The sequence below is a fragment of the Bradyrhizobium sp. 21 genome (genome assembly GCF_023073335.1).
Lineage (GTDB): Bacteria > Pseudomonadota > Alphaproteobacteria > Rhizobiales > Xanthobacteraceae > Bradyrhizobium.
Map to the genome: position 1 here is coordinate 400065 of NZ_JADPJG010000003.1, position 21460 is coordinate 421524.

Here is a 21460-nt window from a genome sequence, read left to right on the forward strand (position 1 = left end):
AGCCACAAACTCGGAGCTCGCCCGGAGCCACCCCCCTCCCTAACCCTCCCCCCCAAGGGGGGAGGGAACGCAGGGAGCGTTGCCCGGAGCACGTCATCGCAGCCACCGTTGATCCGATCACGCCGCCTTCGACGCCGCCGCAAGCGAGGCAAACGTCTTGCCTTCGGCCGCGAGCTTCTTCAGCAGCGGCGCGGGCTCGAGGCTGGGGTCGTTGGTCTCCTTGGCGTAGAACGCGAGGCGATCGGCGATGTGCTTGAGGCCGACGGTGTCGGCCCAGAACATCGGGCCGCCACGGTAGATCGGCCAGCCATAGCCATAGAGCCAAACCACGTCGATGTCGGAGGGACGCGCCGCGATGCCCTCTTCGAGGATCTTCGCACCCTCGTTGATCATCGGATACATCATGCGCTCGAGGATCTCGTCGTCGCCGACGATTCGCTTCTTGCGGCCGAGACGCAGCAGCGTCTCGTCGATCAGCTTCTCGACCTCGGGATCCGGCAGCGCCGAGCGGCTGCCTGCTTCATACTTGTAGTAGCCCTTGCCGGTCTTCTGACCGAAGCGGCCGGCTTCGCACAGCGCATCCGCAATCTCGGACTTGATGCCGCGATCTTTCCGCGAACGCCAGCCGATATCGAGGCCGGCGAGATCGCCCATCGCGAACGGCCCCATCGGCATGCCGAATTTTGTCACGACGGCATCGACCTGCTGCGGCAGCGCCCCTTCGAACAAAAGCTTCTCGGACTGCTTGCCGCGCTGAGCCAGCATGCGGTTACCGACGAAACCGTCGCAAACGCCAACCACCGCCGGAACTTTTGCAATTTTGCGCGCGATCGAGACAGCCGTCACCAGGGCATCCGGCGCAGTCTTGTCGGCGCGCACGATCTCGCAGAGCTTCATGACGTTGGCTGGTGAGAAGAAGTGCATGCCGAGCACGTCCTGCGGTCGCTTGGTCGACTGCGCGATCTCGTCGATGTTCAGGTAGGAGGTGTTGGAGGCGAGCACGGCGCCCGGCTTGACGTACTGGTCGAGCTTACCGAACACTTCCTTCTTCACCGCCATGGTCTCGAACACGGCTTCGATGACGAGATCGGCATCGCCGACGTTCTCGATGCCGACGACGCCGGTGATCAGTGCCATGCGCTTGGCGGGCGCATCCGCCGGGATGCCGCCGCGCGCGGCGGTCGCTTCCCAGTTCTTCTGCATGATCCCCAGGCCGCGCTTGAGTTGCTCCTCGCCAGTCTCGATCAGGGTGACGGGAACGCCGGCGTTGGCAAAGGACATCGCAATGCCGCCGCCCATGGTGCCGGCGCCGAGAATGGCGACGCGGTTCACGGGCCGCGATTTGGTGCCCTCGGGGACGCCGGCGATCTTGCTGGCCTCGCGTTCGGCGAAGAAGGCGTAGCGCTGCGCCTTGGACTGATCGCTGGCGACGAGCTTGAGGAAACCCTCGCGCTCCTTCTTCAGGCCTTCGTCGAACGGCAGATCGATGGCATAGCCCACGGCGTCGGCGGCCGCGAACGGCGCTTCCAGGCCGCGCGACTTCTTGGTCATGGCGGCGACCGCATTGGTGAAGATCGAGCGGTCGGCCTTGGCCGCCGCGATCTTGGAATCGTCGTCACGCAGGCGGCGCAACGGACGCTTCTCGGCCAGCAGCTTTCGCACGAAGGCTTCGCCGCCCGCGGCGGGACCTTCGACGATCTCCTCGATCAAACCGTTCTTCAGCGCTTCCGCAGCACCGATTGGATCGCCGCCGACGATCATCTTGACCGCGAGTTCCGGTCCGACCGCGCGCGGCAGGCGCTGGGTGCCGCCCGCGCCCGGCAGCAGACCGAGCTTCACCTCGGGCAGGCCGAGCTTTGCCTCTTTGACTGCCACGCGGAAATGACAGGCCAGCGCGACCTCGAGGCCGCCGCCGAGTGCGGTGCCGTGGATCGCGGCAACGACCGGCTTCGGCGAGTTTTCGATCTCGGCCAGCACTTCATTGAGCCCGGGGGACTTTGGCGGCTTGCCGAATTCGGTGATGTCGGCCCCGGCGATGAAGGTGCGTCCGGCGCAGGTCAGCACGATGCCCTTGATCGCGGGATCAGCGATCGCGGCCTTGATGCACTCGAGAATGCCGCCGCGGACTGCGGCACTCAGCGCGTTGACCGGAGGGCTGTTGACCGTGACGATCCCGACTTCGTCACGACGCTCAAGCTTGACCACTTCGCTCACGGTATCCCTCCTTGGTGGGCTAACTTTGTTAATTTCGCAGTGCGGAATTTAATTCCGCATCTTGACGGCAGGGTTATTTTGAAGCACGTGGCTTGTCAACGACTCCGCGCAAGAAGCAGATCAGGGATGAAGCGTACAGCCAAGAAGACCGCGACCGATCGGAATTTCGTCGTCGCGCTTTCCCGCGGACTAGACGTATTGCGCGCATTCCAGCCCAGCGACGGACTTCTCGGCAACCAGGAAATCGCGGCCCGCACCAACCTGCCCAGGCCGACCGTTTCGCGGCTGACCTATACCTTGACGAGGCTCGGCTATCTGACGCCGGTTCCCCGCTTCGAGAAGTATCAGCTCGCGCCGGCTGCGATGGCGCTCGGTTACGCGGCGCTATCCAACCTCGGCGTTCGGCATTTGTCCGAACCGTTCCGCGAGGAAATGATGCGCGCGACCGGGGGAGCCGTCGCGATCGGCGGCCGCGACCGTCACAGCATGATCTATTTCGGGCAGAGCCGCGGCAGCGAGACGGTCGGCGTTCAACTCGACGTCGGCTCACGCGTGCCTATTGCAACCAGCGCGATGGGCCGCGCCTATTTCTGGGCGCTCGATGAAGGCGAACGCGCAGAACTATCGCGTGTTCTGCGCGAACATTACGGCAGCCGATGGCCGAAGATGCGCGATGGACTGGAACGTTCCGGCGAAACCGTGGCCAAACACGGCTTTGCGATCTCGGTCGGCGACTGGCACGACGATATCGGTGCCGCCGGCGTCGCGCTCAAGCTCAACGACGGAACCGGGCCCTATGCCTTCAACTGCGGTGCACCCGCATTCCGTTTCACGGAAGAGCGATTGATCAGTGACATTGGACCGCGTCTGCTGGCGATGGTAAGGAACATCGAAGCGGCACTCGGGGGTTTGATGCCGCATTCAAAAAAACAAGTCAGCAAAAAGCTGAAATCAGGAGGAAAAGTTGCGCGTGTGGCCGAGGGGATCAGATAGCCTTTGTGATCATCAGGAGCGGTTCGTATCGCCCCTTCGTCCACTCAACAGAGTGGGCGAGACGAGATGACGCAGGCACAGCTCGCGCAGGGGACATCGCCCCTGCTCGCGGTTCGCGACGTCAGCGTCGTGTTCGGCGGCATCGTCGCGCTCAACGGCGTGTCCTTCGACATGCACAAGGGCCAGATCCTCGGCTTGATCGGCCCCAACGGCGCCGGCAAGACCACGCTCTTCAACTGCCTCTCGCGGCTCTATCAGCCGTCGTCCGGCGACATCCTGATGGAGGGCGTGAGCATCCTGACGCGGCCGCCGCACCGGATCGCGGAGATCGGCATCGGCCGCACCTTCCAGAACGTGGCGCTGTTTCCGAACCTGACGGTGATGGACAATGTCCGCGTCGGCGCCCACTCGAAGACCTCCAGCGACATCATCAGCGATTCGCTGAGGCTGGCGTGGGTCCGGCGCAGCGAGACTGACGTCAACAAGAAGGTGCACGAGATCCTCGCTTATCTCAAACTCGAGGACGTCGCCCACACCGTTGTTTCAGGCCTGCCCTTCGGCACGCAGAAGCGTGTCGAGCTGGCGCGCGCACTCGCTGCCGATCCGAAGATCTTGCTGCTCGACGAGCCCGCCGGCGGCCTCAACCACGAGGAAGTCTACGTGCTCGGCGACCTCATTCGCCGCATCCGCGACGACCGCCACATGACCGTGCTCCTGGTCGAGCACCACATGGGCCTCGTGATGTCGATCGCCGACCACGTCGTCGCGCTGAATTTCGGCAAGAAGCTCGCGGAAGGCACGCCGGCCCAGGTGCAGGCGGATCCCGACGTCATCAAAGCCTATCTCGGGAGCAAGGACCAATGACGACGCTGCTCAACGTCAAGGACCTCCGCGCCTATTACGGCCAGGTCCAGGCGCTTCACGGCCTGTCCTTCTCGCTCAGCGAGGGATCGCTGACGACGCTGTTAGGGGCGAACGGCGCCGGCAAGACCACTACCTTGCGCGCGATCTGCAACATGGTGCGCTCCACCGGCGGCATCGAGTTCGACGGCAAGCCGCTGAACAACCGCTCCACCGAGAGCATCGTGCGGTTCGGTATCGCCCATGTGCCGCAGGGCCGCGGCACCTTCACCACCATGACGGTGGAGGAGAACCTCCAGCTCGGCGCGATCACCCGCAAGGACAGCGCCGGCATCGTCTCCGACATCGAGCGCATGTATGCGCATTTCCCGGTGCTGAAACAGCGGCACACCCAGCAGGCCGGCACGCTTTCGGGCGGCGAGCAGCAGATGCTCGCCGTCGCCCGCGCCCTGATGCTGCGGCCCCGGCTGATGCTGCTGGACGAGCCTTCCTTCGGCCTAGCGCCGCTGGTCGTGCGCGACCTGTTCGGCATCCTCGGCAAGATCAACCGCGAGGACAAGGTGTCGATCCTGGTGGTCGAGCAGAACGCCCAGCTCGCGCTGGAACTCGCCGACCAGGCCTATGTGATCGAGACCGGACGCATCGTGATGTCGGGCAACGCCAAGGACATCGCGAACAACGAAGAAATCCGCAAATCCTATCTGGGTTACTGAGGAGCCGGCACGATGGAGCTGTTCACCAACCAAGTGCTTGCCGGGATCGCCACGGGCGCGATCTACGCCTGCATGGCGCTGGCCGTGGTCATGATCTACCAGGCGATCGACCATCTCAACTTCGCGCAGGGCGAGATGGCGATGTTCTCGACCTTCATCTCCTGGCAGTTGATGCAGTGGGGCGTGCCTTATTGGGTCGCTTTCGTGCTCACGCTCGTGTTCGCCTTCATCGGCGGCATCGCAATCGAGCGCATCCTGTTCAAGCCGCTTACCAAGGCCCCGATCCTCACCAATGTCGCCGGCTTCATCGCGCTGTTTTCAATCATCAACTCCTCGGCCGGCCTGATCTGGGACTTCACCATCAAGCAATATCCCACCCCGTTCGGATCCTCGCCGTTCCTCGGCAGCCAGCTGATCTCGACGCACCAGGCTGGCATGATCGGCGTCACGTTGCTGCTCCTGGTCGGGCTGTTCTTCTTCTTCCAATATACGCGGATAGGTCTTTCCATGCGGGCGGCCGCTTCGCTCCCTGAATCGGCGCGCCTCGTCGGCATCAACACGAGCTGGATGATCGCGCTGGGCTGGGGCATGGCGTCCGCGATCGGTGCAATCGCGGGAATGCTGATCGCCCCCGTCGTGTTCCTGGAGCCCAACATGATGGTAGGCGTGCTACTCTATGGCTTCGCGGCGGCCGTGCTCGGCGGCCTAACCAGCCCGCTCGGCGCCGTGGTCGGCGGCTTCCTGATGGGCGTCTTCGAAAACCTTGTCGGCACCTACATCCCGGGCGTCGGCAACGAGTTGAAACTCCCGATCGCGCTCGCGCTGATCATCTCCGTCCTGGTCGTCAAACCCGCCGGCCTGTTCGGCCGGCAGATCGTCAAGCGAGTTTGATCATGAGCGCTGCAGAAGAAGTCGTTACAGAAGGCCACCAGGCGGTCGAGGCCGTTCCGAAGCGGGCCATGACGCTGGGCACCGGCACCTCGCTGGTGGTGCTTGCCGCACTGATCATCATGCCGCTCTTCGTCAAGAACTTCATCATCTTCCAGATGACGATGCTCCTGATTTACGGGCTCGCGGTGCTGGCGCTGAACATCCTGACCGGCGGATCCGGCCAGTTCTCGCTAGGCCAAAGCGCGTTCTACGCCGTCGGCGCCTATACGACCGCAGTCCTGATGGAGTACTTCAACGTCAACTATGCGCTGACCTTGCCGATCGCCGGCGTGGTCTGCTTCGGCTTCGGCTTCCTGTTCGGACAGCCGGCGCTGCGGCTCTCGGGTGTCTATCTCGCTCTCGCGACGTTTGCGCTCGCCACCGCCATGCCTCAGCTTCTGAAACTCAACTTTCTCGAGCACTGGACCGGCGGCGTGCAGGGCCTCGTCGTCACCAAGCCGGACGCGCCGTTCGGGTTGCCGATGTCGCAGGACATGTGGCTGTACTACTTCTCGCTCGCCGTCGTGCTCGCGATCTACATCTTCTCGGTAAACTTGCTGCGCTCCCGTTCGGGCCGCGCCTTCATGGCGATCCGCGACAACGAGATCGCGGCTTCCGCGATGGGCGTCGACGTCGCGCTGTACAAGACACTGGCGTTCGGCGTGTCCGCCGCCATCACCGGCATCGCCGGCTCGCTCGGCGCCATCGCCGTGCAGTTCGTCGCGCCCGACAGCTACACCATCACGCTGGCGATCTCGCTGTTCCTCGGCATGGTCGTCGGCGGCGTCGGCTGGCTGCCCGGCTCATTCGTCGGCGCAGCGTTCATCATCTTCGTGCCGAACATGGCGGAGGGCATCTCCAAGGGCCTGTCCGGCGCGGTGTTCGGCGTGCTCTTGTTCCTCGTCATCTATCTCGTGCCACACGGCGCAAGGCAGATCGCGATCCTGGGCCAGCAGATCGTCGGCCGGCTCAGAAAGAACTGAAAACTCGTTAATTTAACCAAGGAGACCCGAATTGCTTTTTGAAAGAACACTGCGAACCGCTGCGCTGGTCACGGCAACGGCGGTCATCACTCTCACCTCCGGCGCAGCACTCGCGCAGAAGAAATACGACACCGGCGCGTCCGATACCGAGATCAAGATCGGCAACATCATGCCGTACAGCGGCCCGGCGTCGGCCTATGGCATCATCGGCAAGACCGAAGAAGCCTATTTCAAGATGATCAACGACAAGGGCGGCATCAACGGCCGCAAGATCAACTTCGTCACCTACGACGACGGTTATTCGCCGCCGAAGGCCGTCGAGCAGGTCCGCAAGCTGGTCGAAAGTGACGAGGTGCTGGCGGTGTTCAACCCGCTCGGCACACCCTCGAACAGTGCGATCCAGAAGTATCTCAACGCCAAGAAGATCCCGCAGCTGTTTGTCGCCACCGGCGCCACCAAGTGGAACGATCCGAAGGCCTTCCCCTGGACCATTGGCTGGCAGCCCTCCTACCAGAGCGAAGCGCAGATCTACGCGAAATGGCTGATGAAGGAGAAGCCGGACGCCAAGGTCGCAATCCTCTACCAGAACGACGATTTCGGCAAAGACTACCTCAAGGGCACCAAGGACGGGCTCGGCGCCAAGGGCGCATCCATGATCATCATGGAAGAGAGCTATGAGGTTTCCGAACCGTCGATCGACGGACACATCGTCAAGATCAAGGCCGCCAATCCCGACGTGCTGCTGATCTACGCGACGCCGAAGTTCGCGGCCCAGACCATCAAGAAGACCGCCGAGCTCAGCTGGAAGCCGCTCCAGATCCTCACCAACGTGTCGATCTCGGTCGGCAGCGTGATGAAGCCGGCCGGCTTCGAGGCCTCCCAAAACGTGCTGTCTGCGGCCTATGCCAAGGACTCCACCGACCCGCAGTGGGCCAACGACCCCGGCATGAAGAGGTGGAACGAGTTCGTCGACAAGTACATGCCGGGCGCCGACAAGTCCGATACCAGCATGGTCTACGGCTATGGCGCAGCATCGACCCTCGTCAAGACCCTGGAAATGTGCGGTGACGACCTCACCCGCGCCAACCTCATGAAGCAGGCGGCAAGCCTGAAGGATTTTGCACCGGACACCTTGCTGCCCGGCGTCAAGATCAACACCAGTGCAACCGATTTCGCCCCGATCGCGCAGCTCCAGATGCAGCGCTTCAAGGGCGAGAAATGGGAACTGTTCGGCGAGATCATCAGTGGCGACGTCGCCACCGAGTGACAAGCTGACGCAATAATCCAACCGTAAGAAGCCCCCGCGAACAATCGCGGGGGCTTTTTGTTGACGTCGAGCGTCAATCTTGTTCAATGCGGCGCCAGCATTCCGGGTGGAGAAAGATGACTGTCGTTCGATTTCAGGTTGCGGCCCTTTTGGCCGCATTCGCTTTGTGCACTGCGATGAGCGGCCCGGCACTGGCGCAGAAGAAATACGACAGCGGCGCCTCCGATACCGAGATCAAGATCGGCAACATCATGCCCTATAGCGGCCCGGCCTCCGCCTATGCCGCGATCGGCAAGGCCGAGGAGGCCTATTTCAACAAGATCAATGCCGAGGGTGGCATCAACGGCCGCAAGATCAGGTTCATCTCCTACGACGACGGCTATTCGCCGCCGAAGACCGTGGAGCAGGCCCGCAAGCTGGTCGAGAGCGACGGGGTGCTGCTGATCTTCGGCTCGCTCGGCACCTCCACCAACGGCGCGATCCGCAAATACATGAACGAGAAGAAGGTGCCGCAATTGTTCGTGGCGAGCGGTGCCTCGAAGTGGAACGATCCCAAGCAATATCCGTGGACCATGGGCTGGCAGCCGAGCTACGCGAGCGAGGCGCGGATCTACGCCAAATACATCATGAAGGAGAAGCCGGACGGCAAGATCGGCGTGCTCTACCAGAACGACGATTTCGGCAAGGACTATCTGAAGGGGCTGAAGGAAGGTCTCGGGCCCAAGGGCTCGATGATCGTGCTGGAAGACGGTTACGACACGTCGGAGCCGGCCATCGACGAGCACGTCGTGAAATTGAAGGCATCCGGCGCCGACATCTTTGTCAGCATCACCACGCCGAAATTTGCAGCGCAAGCGATCAAGAAGGCGGCCGAGATCAATTGGCACCCCCTCCACATCATCTCCAACGTCTCGGCCTCGGTCGGCGGCGTGCTCGAGCCGGCGGGGCTCGAGATCTCGCAAGGCATCCTGTCGGCGAGCTACACCAAGGACGGCTCCGACCCGCAATGGAATGCCGATGACGGCATGAAGAGGTTCTACAATTTCGTCGCGCAGTACGATCCCAAGGCCAACAAGCTCGATGCCGGCGTGGTGTTCGGCTATGCCGCCGCCCAGACCATGGTGAAGGTGCTGCAAATGTGCGGCGACGACCTCACCCATGAGAACGTCATGAAGCAGGCCGCCCGCCTGAAGGATTTCGAACCCGACACATTGCTGCCCGGCATCAAGATCAACACCGCAGCCGATAATTTCGCCCCGATCGAGCAGCTCCAGATGATGCGGTTCAAGGGCCGGAAATGGGAGCTGTTCGGGGAGGTCATCTCGAGCGAGATCGGCCACTGATATCGCAACTCAAAATCGCCCCCGATTGGTTAATCAACTCAAGACAGCCGCCCCTCTCGCAGCGCACACGAGGACGCGCCTGTTCCTGACTACTAAAGAAGCAGCCCCCGCGACACCGTCGCAGGGGCTTTCTGTTGTAGGCGTCGGGCAAATCGTATTGAATTGCGGCCGCGTCGCCAAAAACAAGCAACACAAGAAAAGGGGCGCACACACACCAAGAAAATAGGGAGATAGGAATGCCCGCTGTCACCGGCAAACTTGCGGTCGCGTCACTGGCGCTTGCGCTCATTGCGGCCTCGGCCTCCACTGCATCGGCCCAGAAGAAATACGATACCGGCGCGACCGATACCGAGATCAAGGTCGGCAACATCATGCCCTACAGCGGACCAGCCTCCGCCTACGGCATCATCGGGCGGACCGAAGCCGCCTATTTCAAGAAGATCAACGACGAAGGCGGCATCAACGGCCGCAAGATCAACTTCATCTCCTATGACGACGCCTACTCGCCGCCGAAGACGGTGGAGCAGGCGCGCAAGCTGGTCGAGAGCGACGAGGTGCTGTTCATCTTCAACTCGCTCGGCACGCCGCCGAACTCGGCGATCCACAAATACATGAACTCGAAGAAGGTGCCGCAGCTCCTGGTCGCGACCGGCGCCACCAAGTGGAACGATCCGCAGAACTTCCCCTGGACCATGGGCTGGCAGCCCAACTACCAGAGCGAGACGCAGATCTATGCGAAATGGCTGCTCAAGAACAAGCCGGACGCCAAGATCGCCGTGCTGTTCCAGAACGACGATTACGGCAAGGACTATCTCAAGGGCCTGAAGGACGGCCTCGGCGCCAAGGCCGCGTCGATGATCGTCATGGAAGAGAGCTACGAGACCTCGGAGCCGACCATCGACAACCACATCGTCAAGCTGAAATCCACCGGTGCCGACGTCTTCATGAACATCACGACGCCGAAATTCGCGGCGCAGGCGATCAAGAAGGTGGCTGAGATCGGCTGGAAGCCGCTGCACTTCCTCAACAACGTCTCGGCCTCCGTCGGCAGCGTGCTCAAGCCCGCCGGTTTCGAGAACTCGCAGGACATCATCTCCGCCGACTATCTGAAGGACATTTCGGATTCGACGTGGAACAGCGATCCCGGCATGAAAGAATTCGTCGCCTTCATGAACAAGTACTTCCCCGACGGCGACAAGCTCGACCACGGCACCATCGTCGGTTACGGCGTGGCCCAGACCCTGGTCCAGATCCTGAAGCAGTGCGGCGACGATCTCACGCGCGAGAACGTCATGAAGCAGGCCGCCAGCCTGAAGAACTTCCGCACCGAAGTGCTGCTGCCGGGCGTGCAGATCAACACGTCCCCGACCGACTTCGCGCCGATCAGCCAGCTCCAGCTCGAGAAGTTCAAGGGCGACAAGTGGGAGCTGTTCGGCGACGTGATCAGCGCCGACGTCGGCGGCTAGCCGCCTGAAGAACGCGACGATGAAAACCCCCTGCGCTGGTCGCGCAGGGGGTTTTTGCTTGCGCGTCGATTATGATCACGCGATTGCACAATCGAATGATGGCAAAGCCCGCTTACGCTTTGGCGCATGATGCGGTAGGCAGGTGAGCGGCGCATTTGCCGCCAGTCTGTTCCGTCCGCCTGGGGCTTTTTCGCCATGACCGACCGACGTCCCCTGCTCCGCGCGCTCTACGACGCCGCCGTTGCCGCCGCCCATCCCAGCACGATTCTGGCTCCGCATCTGCGGCCCGCACCCAGGGGACGCGTGATCTGCCTTGCCGCCGGCAAGGGCGCGGCCGCGATGGCCGCGGCCGCTGAGCGGCACTATCTCGACACGCTCCACCTCGCGCCGGAACGCCTCGTCGGCATCGCCACCACGCGCCACGGCTACGGCGTGCCGACCCGCCGCATCCGCGTGGTCGAGGCCGGCCATCCCGTGCCTGACGAAGCCGGCCTGAAGGGCGCGGCCGACACGCTCGCGCTCGCGGGAGAGGCCGGGCCCGACGACCTTCTCCTGGTGCTGCTCACCGGCGGCGGTTCGGCGAACTGGATCGCGCCCGTGGACGGCATCAGCTTCGCGCAGAAGCAGGCGGTCAACAAGGCGCTGCTCCGCTCGGGCGCGCCGATCGGCGAGATGAACATCGTGCGCAAGCATCTGTCGCGGATCAAGGGCGGCCGGCTGGCGCGCGCCGGCAAGAATGCCGCCGAGATCGTGACGCTGGCGATCTCCGACGTGCCGCATGACGATCCTTCCGCGATCGCCTCCGGCCCCACCGTGGCCGATCCGAGCACGCTCGCTGATGCGCGCGCGATCGTGGCCAGGTACAAGCTTGACATCGATGACGCCGTGCGCCGCGCCCTGGACGATGCCGGCAACGAAAGCTGCAAGCCGGCTGACGCCGCCTTTGCGCGCGCGCATTTCGAATTGATCGCGCGGCCGAAGCAATCGCTCGACGCCGCGGTGAAGCTCGCTCACGAGGCCGGTTATGAGACCATCGATCTCGGCGCCGATCTCGAGGGCGAGGCACGCGAGGTCGCCGCCGAACACGCGAGGCTGGCGCTCCAGGCCCGCGCGCAGGGCAAGCGCGTCGCGATCCTCTCCGGCGGCGAGCTCACGGTCACCGTGCGCGGCCACGGCCGCGGCGGCCCGAACCAGGAATACGCGCTGGCGCTTGCCGGCCTCTTGAAGGACACGCCAGACATCTCTGCGCTCGCCGGCGACACTGACGGCGCCGACGGCGGCGCCGGCAATCCCACCGACCCTGCCGGCGCGCTGATCGACGCGGCGACGTTCGCGAAGATGAAGGCGCAGGGGCTGCAGCCGCAGGCCTATCTCGCCAACAACGACGCGACGACTTTCTTCGAGGCGACGGGTGACCTGTTGTTGCCGGGGCCCACGCTGACCAATGTGAACGATATCAGGGTGATCCTCGTCGACTGACGCGAGGCCGGCGGCTCGCGGAGAGTTCCGCACGCCGCCATGGTTAACGACGTCTGAATCCTCGCCGGGCACCGGGATTTCTATGACCGGGATTGCCGCCTTTAACCTTGCGTTCGCCGCAGTTTCAGGAACCTGCCTCGGACTTGGGCAAATTGTTGAGCTCGTTCACCACCGCCTGCTCTAATCAGCGTCGTCCGGGGGCAACGCGCATGACGGAGAGTGATCAGGAGGTCGCAAGCATTGATCCGCTCGTGCTCGGCGAGCTGCTCAAATGCGCCGCCAATAATCTGTGGCTCGGGATCATCCTGTTCGGCAGCGACCGCAGGGTCATTTTCTGCAATCCACGCTACCGCGAGATGTATGCGCTCTCGCCCGAGCAGGTGCACCCGGGCACGCCGATCAAAAACCTGATCGAGCATCGGCTCAAGCTGGGCCTGAACATCCGCGGAGAAGCCCGCGACTATGTCCGCGCCCGCACCGAAGGCTCGGTGGCCAGCGAGAAGACCGTCCAGCAGTTCGTCGACGGAAGGATCATCGCCTACACCATCCATCCCCTGCCCGACGGCGGCGGCATGGCGACCCACGAAGACATTACCGAGCGCGAAGAACTCAGTGCGCGGCTGCAGGAACGCAATCTTCAGTTCGACACCGCGATCAACAACATGTCGCACGGGCTTTGTTTTTTCGACGCCGACCATCGGCTGCTGGTCTGCAATACGCACTATGTCGACATGTACGGCCTGCCGCCCGAGCACGTTCGTCCGGGCACGCCGCTCGCGGAGATCCTGGACCTGCGCTTCGAAGCCGGCAGCGTCCCGGCGATGACGCGGGAGGAATACGCCAGATGGCGGACCGATGTCGCCACGTCGGCTGAGGCCACGGACAGCATCGTCGAAATGCGGAACGGGCGCACCTTCAAGATCAGGCACCGGCCGATGCCCGACCTCGGGTGGGTGGCGACCCACGAAGATATCACCGAGCAACGCAAGGCGGAGCTGCGAATCGCGCACATGGCGCATCACGACGCGCTGACGGACCTTGCCAACCGCGTCCTGCTCGGCCAGCGCCTCAAGCAGGCCTTCGAACAGGACGGGATGTTCGCGGTTCATCACATCGATCTCGACAAGTTCAAGGCGGTCAACGACACCCTGGGCCACCAGGCGGGCGACATTCTGCTGCAGGATGTCGCCCGCCGCCTCAGGCAGCTCGCACGAAGCAGCGATACGATCGCGCGCATGGGCGGCGATGAATTCGTCATCCTCCAGACGCCGATTTCCGGCCAGAGGGAAGCGGACGCGCTGGCGCGTGATGTTGTCAAAACCTTGAGTGCTCCGTTCGGGCTCGACGGACACCAGGCCATTGCCGGCGCGAGCATCGGGATCGCCATTGCACCCGGCGACGGCGCAACGCCCGAGCAACTGCTGCACAATGCGGACCTGGCGCTGTATCGCGCAAAAAGCGACGGTCGCGGCATGCACTGCTTCTTCGAACCGGCCATGGGCGAAGAGTCGCAAAGCCGTCATGCGCTGGAGCAGGACCTCCGCAACGGCCTTGCCGCGGGCGAGTTCGAGCTGCACTACCAGCCGATCGTGAAGACCGACGGCCGCGCGATCAGCGGGTTCGAAGCCTTGATCCGTTGGCGACATCCACGGCGCGGACTGGTTGCGCCCAACAGCTTCATCCCGCTCGCGGAAGAGATCGGCCTGATCGTGCCGATCGGCGAATGGGTGATCCGGCAGGCCTGTGCCACGGCAAGCCGGTGGCCTGATCATCTGCACATCGCCGTCAACATCTCGGCGATGCAATTCCGCCAGCCCGGCCTGACGGAGGTGATCGTCGGTGCGCTGGCGGCCTCCGGTCTCGATCCGCGGCGACTGGAGATCGAGATCACGGAAAGCGTTCTGCTGCAGGACAGGAATGGGACGCTGGCGACGCTGCATCAGCTCCGCGCGCTGGGCATCAAGGTCGCCATGGACGATTTCGGCACCGGCTATTCGTCGCTGACCTATCTGCAATGTTTTCCCTTCGACAAGATCAAGATCGACCGGTCTTTCGTCAGCGGCGTGGAAAACGATGCGGGCTCCCTCAGCATCGTGCGGGCGGTGGCGGCGCTGGCGCGTGGGATGGGCATGACGACCACGGCGGAGGGCGTGGAGACCGAAGAGCAACGGGACCGGATCGCAGCGGAGGGCTGCACGGAAATGCAGGGCTATTTATTCAGCCCTCCCTTGCCGGCCGTCGAAATCGAGCGCCGTTTCCTCTCCGCGGAAACACCTGCCACGGCCGCCCGGTTCGCCGCGGCGTAACCGCCGCCAACCCGCGCGGGATTCCGGGTTCGACGCGCCGTCGCCGGAACGATGAATTCGTCAGAATTCGTTGGCGATCTTCGAGAGCATTCCGAGCAGGGCTTCGCGGTTGGACTGCCCGAGCAACTCGTTCAGCCGGGCCTCGTGCTTGGTGGCGACGAGCTTCTTGGCGCGGGCCAGCACCGCCTTGCCCTTGTCGGTCAGCACCAGGATATGCGAGCGGCGGTCGTTGGTGGAGCGTATCCGCGCGCAAAGGTCGCGGCTCTCGAGATTGTCGAGCATCGCCACGAAATTCGGGCGCAGGATGCCGAGGGTGGAGGCGATCTCGGTCTGGTTGCGGCCCGGATTTTTCTCGACCAGCAGCAGCACGGAGAACTGCGCCGGCGTGAGCTGGAGCGAGGCCATGCAGCGCAGGAAGTTCTCGAACACCTTGAGCTGCGCCCGCTTCAGTACATAGCCGAGCTGCTCCGAGAGTTCGCCGAGCTGGAGGGCTTCGCCAGACGCCTGACCTTGCACCTCGGCCGCGTCCTTGCGGACCTTGGCCGTATCGGCGGGCTTTTCAGAGGACTTTTCAGAGGTTTTCGAAACGGTCATCGCCTCATGCTCGTAATCCCGCTAAGTTCGGGAGGGTCGTCCGCCGCCCTTGAAGTTATATTTGATAATTGTTATGGACCATATCAAATATCGTCAGCGTTTTTCAATGGCTGTGAGCGGACCGTCCACCACAATCAGGGGACCGGTCCTTAATCTTTGAGGGGGAGCGTCCGGTCTTGAATACCACCATCATGCTGTTCCTGCTGCAGGACGGCATCACCAATGGCGCGATCTATGCGCTGCTCGGCCTCGCGCTGGTGCTGGTGTTCGCCGTCACCCGCGTGATCCTCATCCCCCAAGGCGAATTTGTCACCTATGGCGCGCTGACCTATGCCTCGCTGGCCGCGGGCCAGATGCCGGGGACGGCAAAGCTCGCGCTTGCCCTCGGCATCGGCGCCTTCGCGTTCGACATGTTCGCCGCGCGCAAGGCGCTGCACGGACGCCTGGTCCTGCGCAGCGTTCTCACCAACATCGTGCTGCCGGCCGTCGTTCTGGCGCTGACCATCACCTTCGCCGCCCAGAAGCCGCCGGTTGCGGTTTGCATCGCGCTGTCGCTGGTGATCGTGGCGATGATCGGCCTGTACCTCTACCGCATCGCGTTCCAGCCGCTGGCGCACACCTCCGTGCTGGTGCTGCTGATCGCCTCGGTGGGCGTCCACCTCGCGCTTCAGGGACTGGGCCTTTTGTTCTTCGGCGCCGAAGGCCAGCGCGGACCTGCCGTGCTGTCCGGCTCGTTCACGGCCGGCGCGCTGCGCTTCACCGGCCAGAGCATCACCGTCTATGGCATCACCATCGCCTTCATCGTCGGGCTCTGGCTGTTCTTTGGGCTGACGCTCTACGGCAAGGCGCTGCGCGCGACCGCCGTGAACCGGCTCGGCGCGCGGCTTGCCGGCATCCGCACCACGCTGTCCGGGCAGATCGCCTTCCTGCTGGCGTCCGTCATCGGCGCGCTGTCGGGCATCATGATCGTGCCGATCACGACGCTCTATTACGACTCGGGCTTCCTGATCGGCCTGAAGGGCTTTGTCGCCGCGATCATCGGCGGCCTTGTCAGCTACCCCCTCACCGCCGTCGCGGCGCTGTTCGTCGGCCTCGTCGAGGCGTTCTCGTCCTTCTACGCCTCCAACTACAAGGAGGTGATCGTTTTCATGCTCTTGATTCCCGTGCTGCTGCTGCGCTCGCTCGCTGCCCCCGCGGTCGAGGAAGAGAAGGACTGACGCCAAGATGCAGAGCCGGCTCCCCATCCTCATCTTCGCGCTTCTCATGGCGGCGATCCCGTTCGTTCCGGGCATGCCCCCGTTCTGGATCGTGCTGCTCGACAATATCGGCCTCACCGCCCTCGTCGCGATGGGCCTCGTGCTGCTGACCGGCGTCGGCGGCCTGACCTCGTTTGGACAAGCAGCTTTCGTCGGCTTCGGCGCCTACACCACCGCGGTGCTGTCGACGGCCTACGGCGTGTCGCCCTGGCTGACGCTGCCGCTGTCGCTATTGGTCAGCGGCCTGCTGGCGGTGCTGCTCGGCCTCGTTACGGTCCGTCTCTCCGGCCACTATCTGCCGCTCGGCACGCTCGCCTGGGGACTCGGCCTGTTCTATCTCTTCAGCAAGCTGGAATTCCTGGGCAGAAACGACGGCATCTCGGCGATCCCGCCGCTGTCGATCGGCTCGTTCAAGATGCTCTCGCCCGGCTCGATCTATTACGCGATCTGGGTTGCCGTGATCGTCTCGGCCCTGCTCACGATGAACCTGCTGGACTCCCGCACCGGCCGCGCCATCCGCGCGCTCAGGCGCGGCCATGTCGCAGCCGAGGCGTTCGGCGTGCACACGCCGCGCGCCAAGATGCTGGTGTTCATCCACGCCGCGGTGCTCGCGGGCCTCTCCGGATGGCTCTACGCGCATCTTCAGCGCGCGGTGAACCCGACGCCATTTGGTGCGCAGGCCGGCATCGAATACCTCTTCATCGCGGTGGTGGGCGGCGCCGGCTATGTCTGGGGCGGCGTGCTGGGCGCGGCGATCGTCGTGGTCCTGAAAGAAGTGCTCCAGAGTTACCTGCCACTGATCCTGCCGGGCTCCGGCCAGGTCGAAACCATCGTGTTCGGCATCATGCTGGTCGCGCTGCTCCAGCTCGCACCCGGCGGCGTCTGGCCCTGGCTGATGTCGTTCCTGCCCGAGGCTACCGGTGGCAAGAAGCCGGACACCTCGCTGAAACTGGAGCAGCGCACCCGTGCGCCCGGACAGTCCAGCGTCCTGCTCCAGGTCGAGAAGGCGCGCAAGCAATTCGGCGGCGTGATTGCGGTGAACAACGTCTCCTTCGACGTCCAGGCCCGCGAGATCGTCGCGCTGATCGGCCCGAACGGCGCCGGCAAGAGCACGACATTCAACCTGATCACCGGCGTGCTGTCGGCCACATCAGGCTCGATCTCGGTGCTCGGCAACAAGGTCGACCGCGCGCCGCCGCAGGAGATCGTCAAGCTCGGCATCTCCCGCACCTTCCAGCACGTCAAGCTGGTGCCCGACATGACCGTGCTGGAGAACGTCGCCATCGGCGCCCATCTGCGCGGCCATTGCGGGCCGATCGCCTCGATGCTGCGGCTCGACCGCGCCGACGAGGCCAAGCTGCTCGCCGAAGCCGCCCGCCAGATCGAACGCGTCGGGCTTGGCGAGCAGATGCATCAGCTCGCGGGCTCGCTGTCGCTCGGACAGCAACGCATCGTCGAGATCGCCCGTGCGCTCTGCGTCGATCCGATGCTGCTGCTCCTGGACGAGCCGGCGGCAGGCCTGCGCCACATGGAGAAGCAGCGGCTCGCGACCCTGCTGCGAGAGCTGCGCGACGGCGGCATGAGCGTGCTGCTGGTCGAGCACGACATGGGCTTCGTGATGAATCTCGCCGACCGCATCGTGGTGCTGGATTTCGGCACCAAGATCGCGGAAGGCACCCCCGCCACGATCAAGACCAATCCCGAAGTGATCAAGGCCTATCTCGGAGTGGCGGCATGAGCGCGCTGTTGTCCGTCACCAACGCGCATGTCGCCTATGGCAAGGTCGAGGCGGTGCGCTCGGTCTCGCTCGAAGTCGGCCAAAACCAGATCGTCACCATCGTCGGCGCCAACGGCGCCGGCAAGACCACACTGCTCTCGGCCATCATGGGCATTTTTCCGCTGAAGGGCCGCGTCGCCTTTGCAGGCCAGGACCTCTCCCGGCTCGATATCGAGGACCGCGTCGCGATGGGGCTTGGACTCGTTCCCGAGCATCGCGAGTTGTTCGTGACCATGAATGTCGAGGACAATCTCGAGCTCGGCGCCTTCCGCATCGAGAGAAGCAGGGCGAAAGCCTCGATGGAGCGCGTCTACACGACATTTCCCCGGCTGAAGGAGCGCCGCAAGCAACTCGCCGGCACGCTCTCCGGCGGCGAGCAGCAGATGCTCGCGATGGGCCGCGCGTTGATGGGCGAGCCAAAACTGCTGATGCTGGACGAGCCGAGCCTCGGCCTCGCCCCGATCATCGTCGCCGACATCTTCCGCATCGTCACCGAACTGCGTGCCAGCGGCGTCTCCGTGCTGCTGGTCGAGCAGAACGCGCAGGCTGCATTGAAGATCGCGGACCAGGCTTACGTGATGGAGCTCGGCGAGTTCGTGCTCAGCGGCAAGGCCAGCGACATCGCCGCGAACGAGCGCGTCGCGGCGAGCTATCTCGGCTTCCAGCACGAAGGTGCGAGTGTGATCTGACGTCGCAGCTTGCTCCTCTTCCCTTCTCCCCTTGCGGGAGAAGGTGGCGCGAAGCGCCGGATGAGGGGTTCTCTCCGCATGTGAAACTGCTCGTTAGGATGGAGACCCCTCACCCGTCTCGCCGCCTTGCGGCGAGCCACCCTCTCCCGCAAGGGGAGAGGGGGCACCGAGCGCGCGGCTTGAATTCACCCCGCCGCCTTTTCCCCCTTCAGCGCCGCCACCTCCGCTTCCAGCTCCGCGATGCGCTGGTCCCTTGCCGCCAGTGCTCCAGCAACATCCGCCGCATCGAACTTCTGCGGGATGTGCTGTGGGCAGTTGGTATCCCACGCCGCGATCTTGAACAGGATCACCTGCTCCGGCCGCGCGCGATAGCCTTTCGGCATCAGCGACGTCGTCAGCGCCTCGTCGTCCTCGACCACGCGGGCCTCGCCCCAGATCTTCACCCGGCGGCGATGAGCGTAGTCCATCACGAAGATGTAGGCCTTGGGATTCTCCGTCAGGTTCCCCTGCGTGATGTATTGCCGGTTGCCGGCGTAATCGGTGAAAGCCAGGGTCTGCTTGTCCAGCACCTTCAAAAACCCCTTCGGGCCGCCGCGGTGCTGAATATAGGGCTGGCCGTCGGCCGAGGCGGTGGCGAAATAAAAGCTGTTGGTCCCGGCCAGGAACGCCGCGAGGTCCTCATCGACCTCGGTGCGCCAGCCACGCTGCTCGGCATGAGCATAGCCGTCGCGTGATCCCTTTCGGGTCTGGATCGATTTCACCGCCGGCGTAAACGCCACGTCGCTGGCGTAGGTATGAGTTGCCGTCATCGGAACATCTCCTGAAGATTCCGGCGCATCTCTGCGTCTCTCGCGAGCTAAAATGGACCTTTCCGCGGTTAAAACAATCTGCCCGCTTGACACTTCATCGTTGCATTATATGCAATAATGCGATGGACCGGCTTGAAGCCATGCATGTCTTCGTCACCGTCGCCGATTTGCGCGGCTTTGCGCCGGCGGCGCGCAAGCTGCGGCTGTCCCCTTCGGCCGTCACGCGGCTGATCGCGGCGCTGGAGGAGCATCTCGGCGCGCGGCTGTTGCAGCGGACCACCCGGCAGGTGGGGCTGACCGACGTCGGCACGCGCTATCTGGAGCGCGCGCGGCGCATCCTCGCCGATGTCGAGGAGGCCGACGGCTCCGCGCGGGAGGAGCGCAACCGGCCGAGCGGGCGGCTGGTGGTGTCGGCCCCGGTCGGCTTCGGCCGTCTCCATGTCGGGCCCGTCATGACCGCCTACCTCAAGCGTTATCCCGAAGTCGCCGGCGAACTCAGGCTATCGGACCATCTCGTCAACCTCGTCGAGGACGCCGTCGACGCCGCGGTGCGCATCGGCCATCTCGCCGACTCCTCCCTCGTTGCGCGCCAGGTCGGCGAGATGCGGCGGATCACGGTGGCGACGCCGGGCTATCTGAAGCGCCATGGCGAGCCGAAGACGCCGGAGGCACTACTCGCGCACCAGACCATCGCCTTCGGTCCATCCGCCAGCTGGCGCTTCGTGCAGGATGGCCGCGAGATCGAAGTGGCGCCGACGCCGCGTTTTACCAGCAACAGCGCCGACGCCGCCCTGCAATATGCCGAGGCCGGCGGCGGCGTGACGCGGGTGCTGGCCTATCAGGCCGCCGAGGGCCTGAAGCGCGGCCGGCTGAAAATCGTGCTGGCAAAGTACGAGCAGCCGGCGCTGCCGATCCACATCGTCTACCCGACCTCGCGCCTGCTCTCGGCCAAGGTGCGCGCATTCGTCGATCTCGTGGTGGAGACGGCGGAGTGGAGGTTCGGGTAGGGCTCGTGTCCCGGACGCGCCGCGGAGCGGCGCAGAGCCGGGACCAGAAGGCGGCTGGGTCGCGTTTGAAGTATGGGCCCCGGCTCTGCGGAGCGGCACTTCGCGCCGCACCGCGTCCGGGGCACGAGAGCATCACCCCTTCTTCGGCACCACACGAAACGTCGCGCTGGCACGCGCGATCACGGCATTGTCAGCCTTCACCAGGCTCTGCACGAAGCAGATCGTCTTGCCGGTCTTGATCACGTCGCTCTCGATCGCGAGCCACTGGCCGATCTCGGCGGAGCCGACGAAATCGACCGTGAGCGAGACCGTCACGAACGACGTGGTCCACCCCGTCACCTGTGCGCAGCTATAGCCCATGGCGTTGTCGGAGAGCGATGCGATGAGACCGCCGTGGATCAGCCCACGCCCGTTGGTATGCGGTTTCGCCAGACGCAGGCCGAAGATCACGGCCTTGTCGGTCTTTTTTGAGTAGAGCGGCTCCCAGGGATCGGTGAGCGGGCTCTTGCGGAAATGCGGCTCGAAGCCTTCGGGAATGTCGGTGCTGGTCATGTCTGCCTCGCGTCGTTGGCTGCCGCCATTGAATGCGACGTGGATGACGGTTTCACCGCCTACAAAGTTTTAAACGGAATTTGCGCGGGTGTTTGAAATGGACGGCGCCGTCATTGCGAGGAGCCCTTGCGACGAAGCAATCCAGAGTCCTTCCGCAGAGACGGTCTGGATTGCTTCGCTTCGCTCGCAATGACGGGAGTATGCGGCACCGCCACGTTTCC

At 63.9% G+C, this 21460-nt stretch carries 18 protein-coding genes; 14 read left to right on the plus strand and 4 right to left on the minus strand.

Annotated elements, in window-relative coordinates; translation table 11 throughout:
- Positions 1–117 precede the first annotated feature (117 nt).
- Positions 118–2214, minus strand: coding sequence for a 3-hydroxyacyl-CoA dehydrogenase NAD-binding domain-containing protein (locus IVB31_RS06950; RefSeq protein WP_247320189.1), 2097 nt, complete (start codon positions 2212–2214; stop codon positions 118–120).
- Between the two features lie 126 nt (positions 2215–2340).
- On the opposite strand from IVB31_RS06950, the gene IVB31_RS06955 reads away from it, so the two are divergent.
- The 10 genes from IVB31_RS06955 (at position 2341) to IVB31_RS07000 (ending at position 14555) form a co-directional block, all read left to right on the plus strand.
- The gene (locus IVB31_RS06955) at positions 2341–3207 is read left to right on the plus strand and encodes an IclR family transcriptional regulator (protein ID WP_247320384.1); all 867 of its coding nucleotides are present in this window, start codon (positions 2341–2343) and stop codon (positions 3205–3207) included.
- Between the two features lie 66 nt (positions 3208–3273).
- Positions 3274–4071, plus strand: a complete 798-nt coding sequence (locus IVB31_RS06960) for an ABC transporter ATP-binding protein (protein WP_247320190.1) — start codon at positions 3274–3276, stop codon at positions 4069–4071.
- Positions 4068–4781, plus strand: coding sequence for an ABC transporter ATP-binding protein (locus IVB31_RS06965; RefSeq protein ID WP_007599709.1), 714 nt, complete (start codon positions 4068–4070; stop codon positions 4779–4781). The genes IVB31_RS06960 and IVB31_RS06965 overlap by 4 nt, the downstream gene beginning before the upstream one ends.
- A 12-nt stretch (positions 4782–4793) precedes the next feature.
- Positions 4794–5672: a branched-chain amino acid ABC transporter permease gene (locus IVB31_RS06970; protein ID WP_247320191.1), complete on the plus strand. Its 879-nt coding sequence runs from the start codon at positions 4794–4796 to the stop codon at positions 5670–5672.
- Positions 5673–5674: 2 nt separating this feature from the next.
- Positions 5675–6694 (plus strand): branched-chain amino acid ABC transporter permease, encoded by a 1020-nt coding sequence (locus IVB31_RS06975; protein WP_247320192.1) that lies wholly within the window; start codon positions 5675–5677, stop codon positions 6692–6694.
- Between the two features lie 31 nt (positions 6695–6725).
- The gene (locus tag IVB31_RS06980; RefSeq protein ID WP_247320193.1) at positions 6726–7961 is read left to right on the plus strand and encodes an ABC transporter substrate-binding protein; all 1236 of its coding nucleotides are present in this window, start codon (positions 6726–6728) and stop codon (positions 7959–7961) included.
- A gap of 116 nt (positions 7962–8077) precedes the next feature.
- Positions 8078–9304, plus strand: coding sequence for an ABC transporter substrate-binding protein (locus IVB31_RS06985; protein WP_247320194.1), 1227 nt, complete (start codon positions 8078–8080; stop codon positions 9302–9304).
- A 236-nt stretch (positions 9305–9540) separates the two neighbouring features.
- Positions 9541–10770, plus strand: coding sequence for an ABC transporter substrate-binding protein (locus IVB31_RS06990; RefSeq protein ID WP_247320198.1), 1230 nt, complete (start codon positions 9541–9543; stop codon positions 10768–10770).
- A gap of 195 nt (positions 10771–10965) precedes the next feature.
- Complete coding sequence (locus tag IVB31_RS06995) at positions 10966–12249, plus strand: glycerate kinase (protein ID WP_247320200.1); 1284 nt, start codon at positions 10966–10968, stop codon at positions 12247–12249.
- A 107-nt stretch (positions 12250–12356) separates the two neighbouring features.
- Positions 12357–14555, plus strand: coding sequence for an EAL domain-containing protein (locus IVB31_RS07000; protein WP_247320202.1), 2199 nt, complete (start codon positions 12357–12359; stop codon positions 14553–14555).
- Between the two features lie 60 nt (positions 14556–14615).
- On the opposite strand, the gene IVB31_RS07005 is transcribed toward IVB31_RS07000, so the two are convergent.
- On the minus strand, positions 14616–15149 hold the full coding sequence (locus IVB31_RS07005; protein ID WP_247320204.1) for a MarR family transcriptional regulator: 534 nt from the start codon (positions 15147–15149) through the stop codon (positions 14616–14618).
- A gap of 176 nt (positions 15150–15325) precedes the next feature.
- On the opposite strand from IVB31_RS07005, the gene IVB31_RS07010 reads away from it, so the two are divergent.
- Genes IVB31_RS07010 through IVB31_RS07020 form a run of 3 tightly spaced genes read left to right on the plus strand, consistent with a single transcriptional unit; the run spans position 15326 to position 18871 of the window.
- A complete protein-coding gene (locus IVB31_RS07010; RefSeq protein ID WP_247320206.1) occupies positions 15326–16366 on the plus strand; it encodes a branched-chain amino acid ABC transporter permease in 1041 nt (346 codons plus the stop codon).
- A 7-nt stretch (positions 16367–16373) separates the two neighbouring features.
- Positions 16374–18143 carry a branched-chain amino acid ABC transporter ATP-binding protein/permease gene (locus IVB31_RS07015; RefSeq protein ID WP_247320209.1) on the plus strand — a complete coding sequence of 590 codons (1770 nt, stop codon included), beginning with the start codon at positions 16374–16376 and terminating at the stop codon, positions 18141–18143.
- A complete protein-coding gene (locus tag IVB31_RS07020; RefSeq protein WP_247320210.1) occupies positions 18140–18871 on the plus strand; it encodes an ABC transporter ATP-binding protein in 732 nt (243 codons plus the stop codon). The genes IVB31_RS07015 and IVB31_RS07020 overlap by 4 nt, the downstream gene beginning before the upstream one ends.
- Positions 18872–19056: 185 nt before the next feature.
- On the opposite strand, the gene IVB31_RS07025 is transcribed toward IVB31_RS07020, so the two are convergent.
- The gene (locus IVB31_RS07025; RefSeq protein WP_247320212.1) at positions 19057–19680 is read right to left on the minus strand and encodes a pyridoxamine 5'-phosphate oxidase family protein; all 624 of its coding nucleotides are present in this window, start codon (positions 19678–19680) and stop codon (positions 19057–19059) included.
- A 122-nt stretch (positions 19681–19802) separates the two neighbouring features.
- On the opposite strand from IVB31_RS07025, the gene IVB31_RS07030 reads away from it, so the two are divergent.
- Positions 19803–20687 (plus strand): LysR family transcriptional regulator, encoded by an 885-nt coding sequence (locus IVB31_RS07030; RefSeq protein ID WP_247320214.1) that lies wholly within the window; start codon positions 19803–19805, stop codon positions 20685–20687.
- 132 nt (positions 20688–20819) lie between these two features.
- On the opposite strand, the gene IVB31_RS07035 is transcribed toward IVB31_RS07030, so the two are convergent.
- Positions 20820–21239 (minus strand): PaaI family thioesterase, encoded by a 420-nt coding sequence (locus tag IVB31_RS07035; RefSeq protein ID WP_247320216.1) that lies wholly within the window; start codon positions 21237–21239, stop codon positions 20820–20822.
- Positions 21240–21460 lie beyond the last annotated feature (221 nt).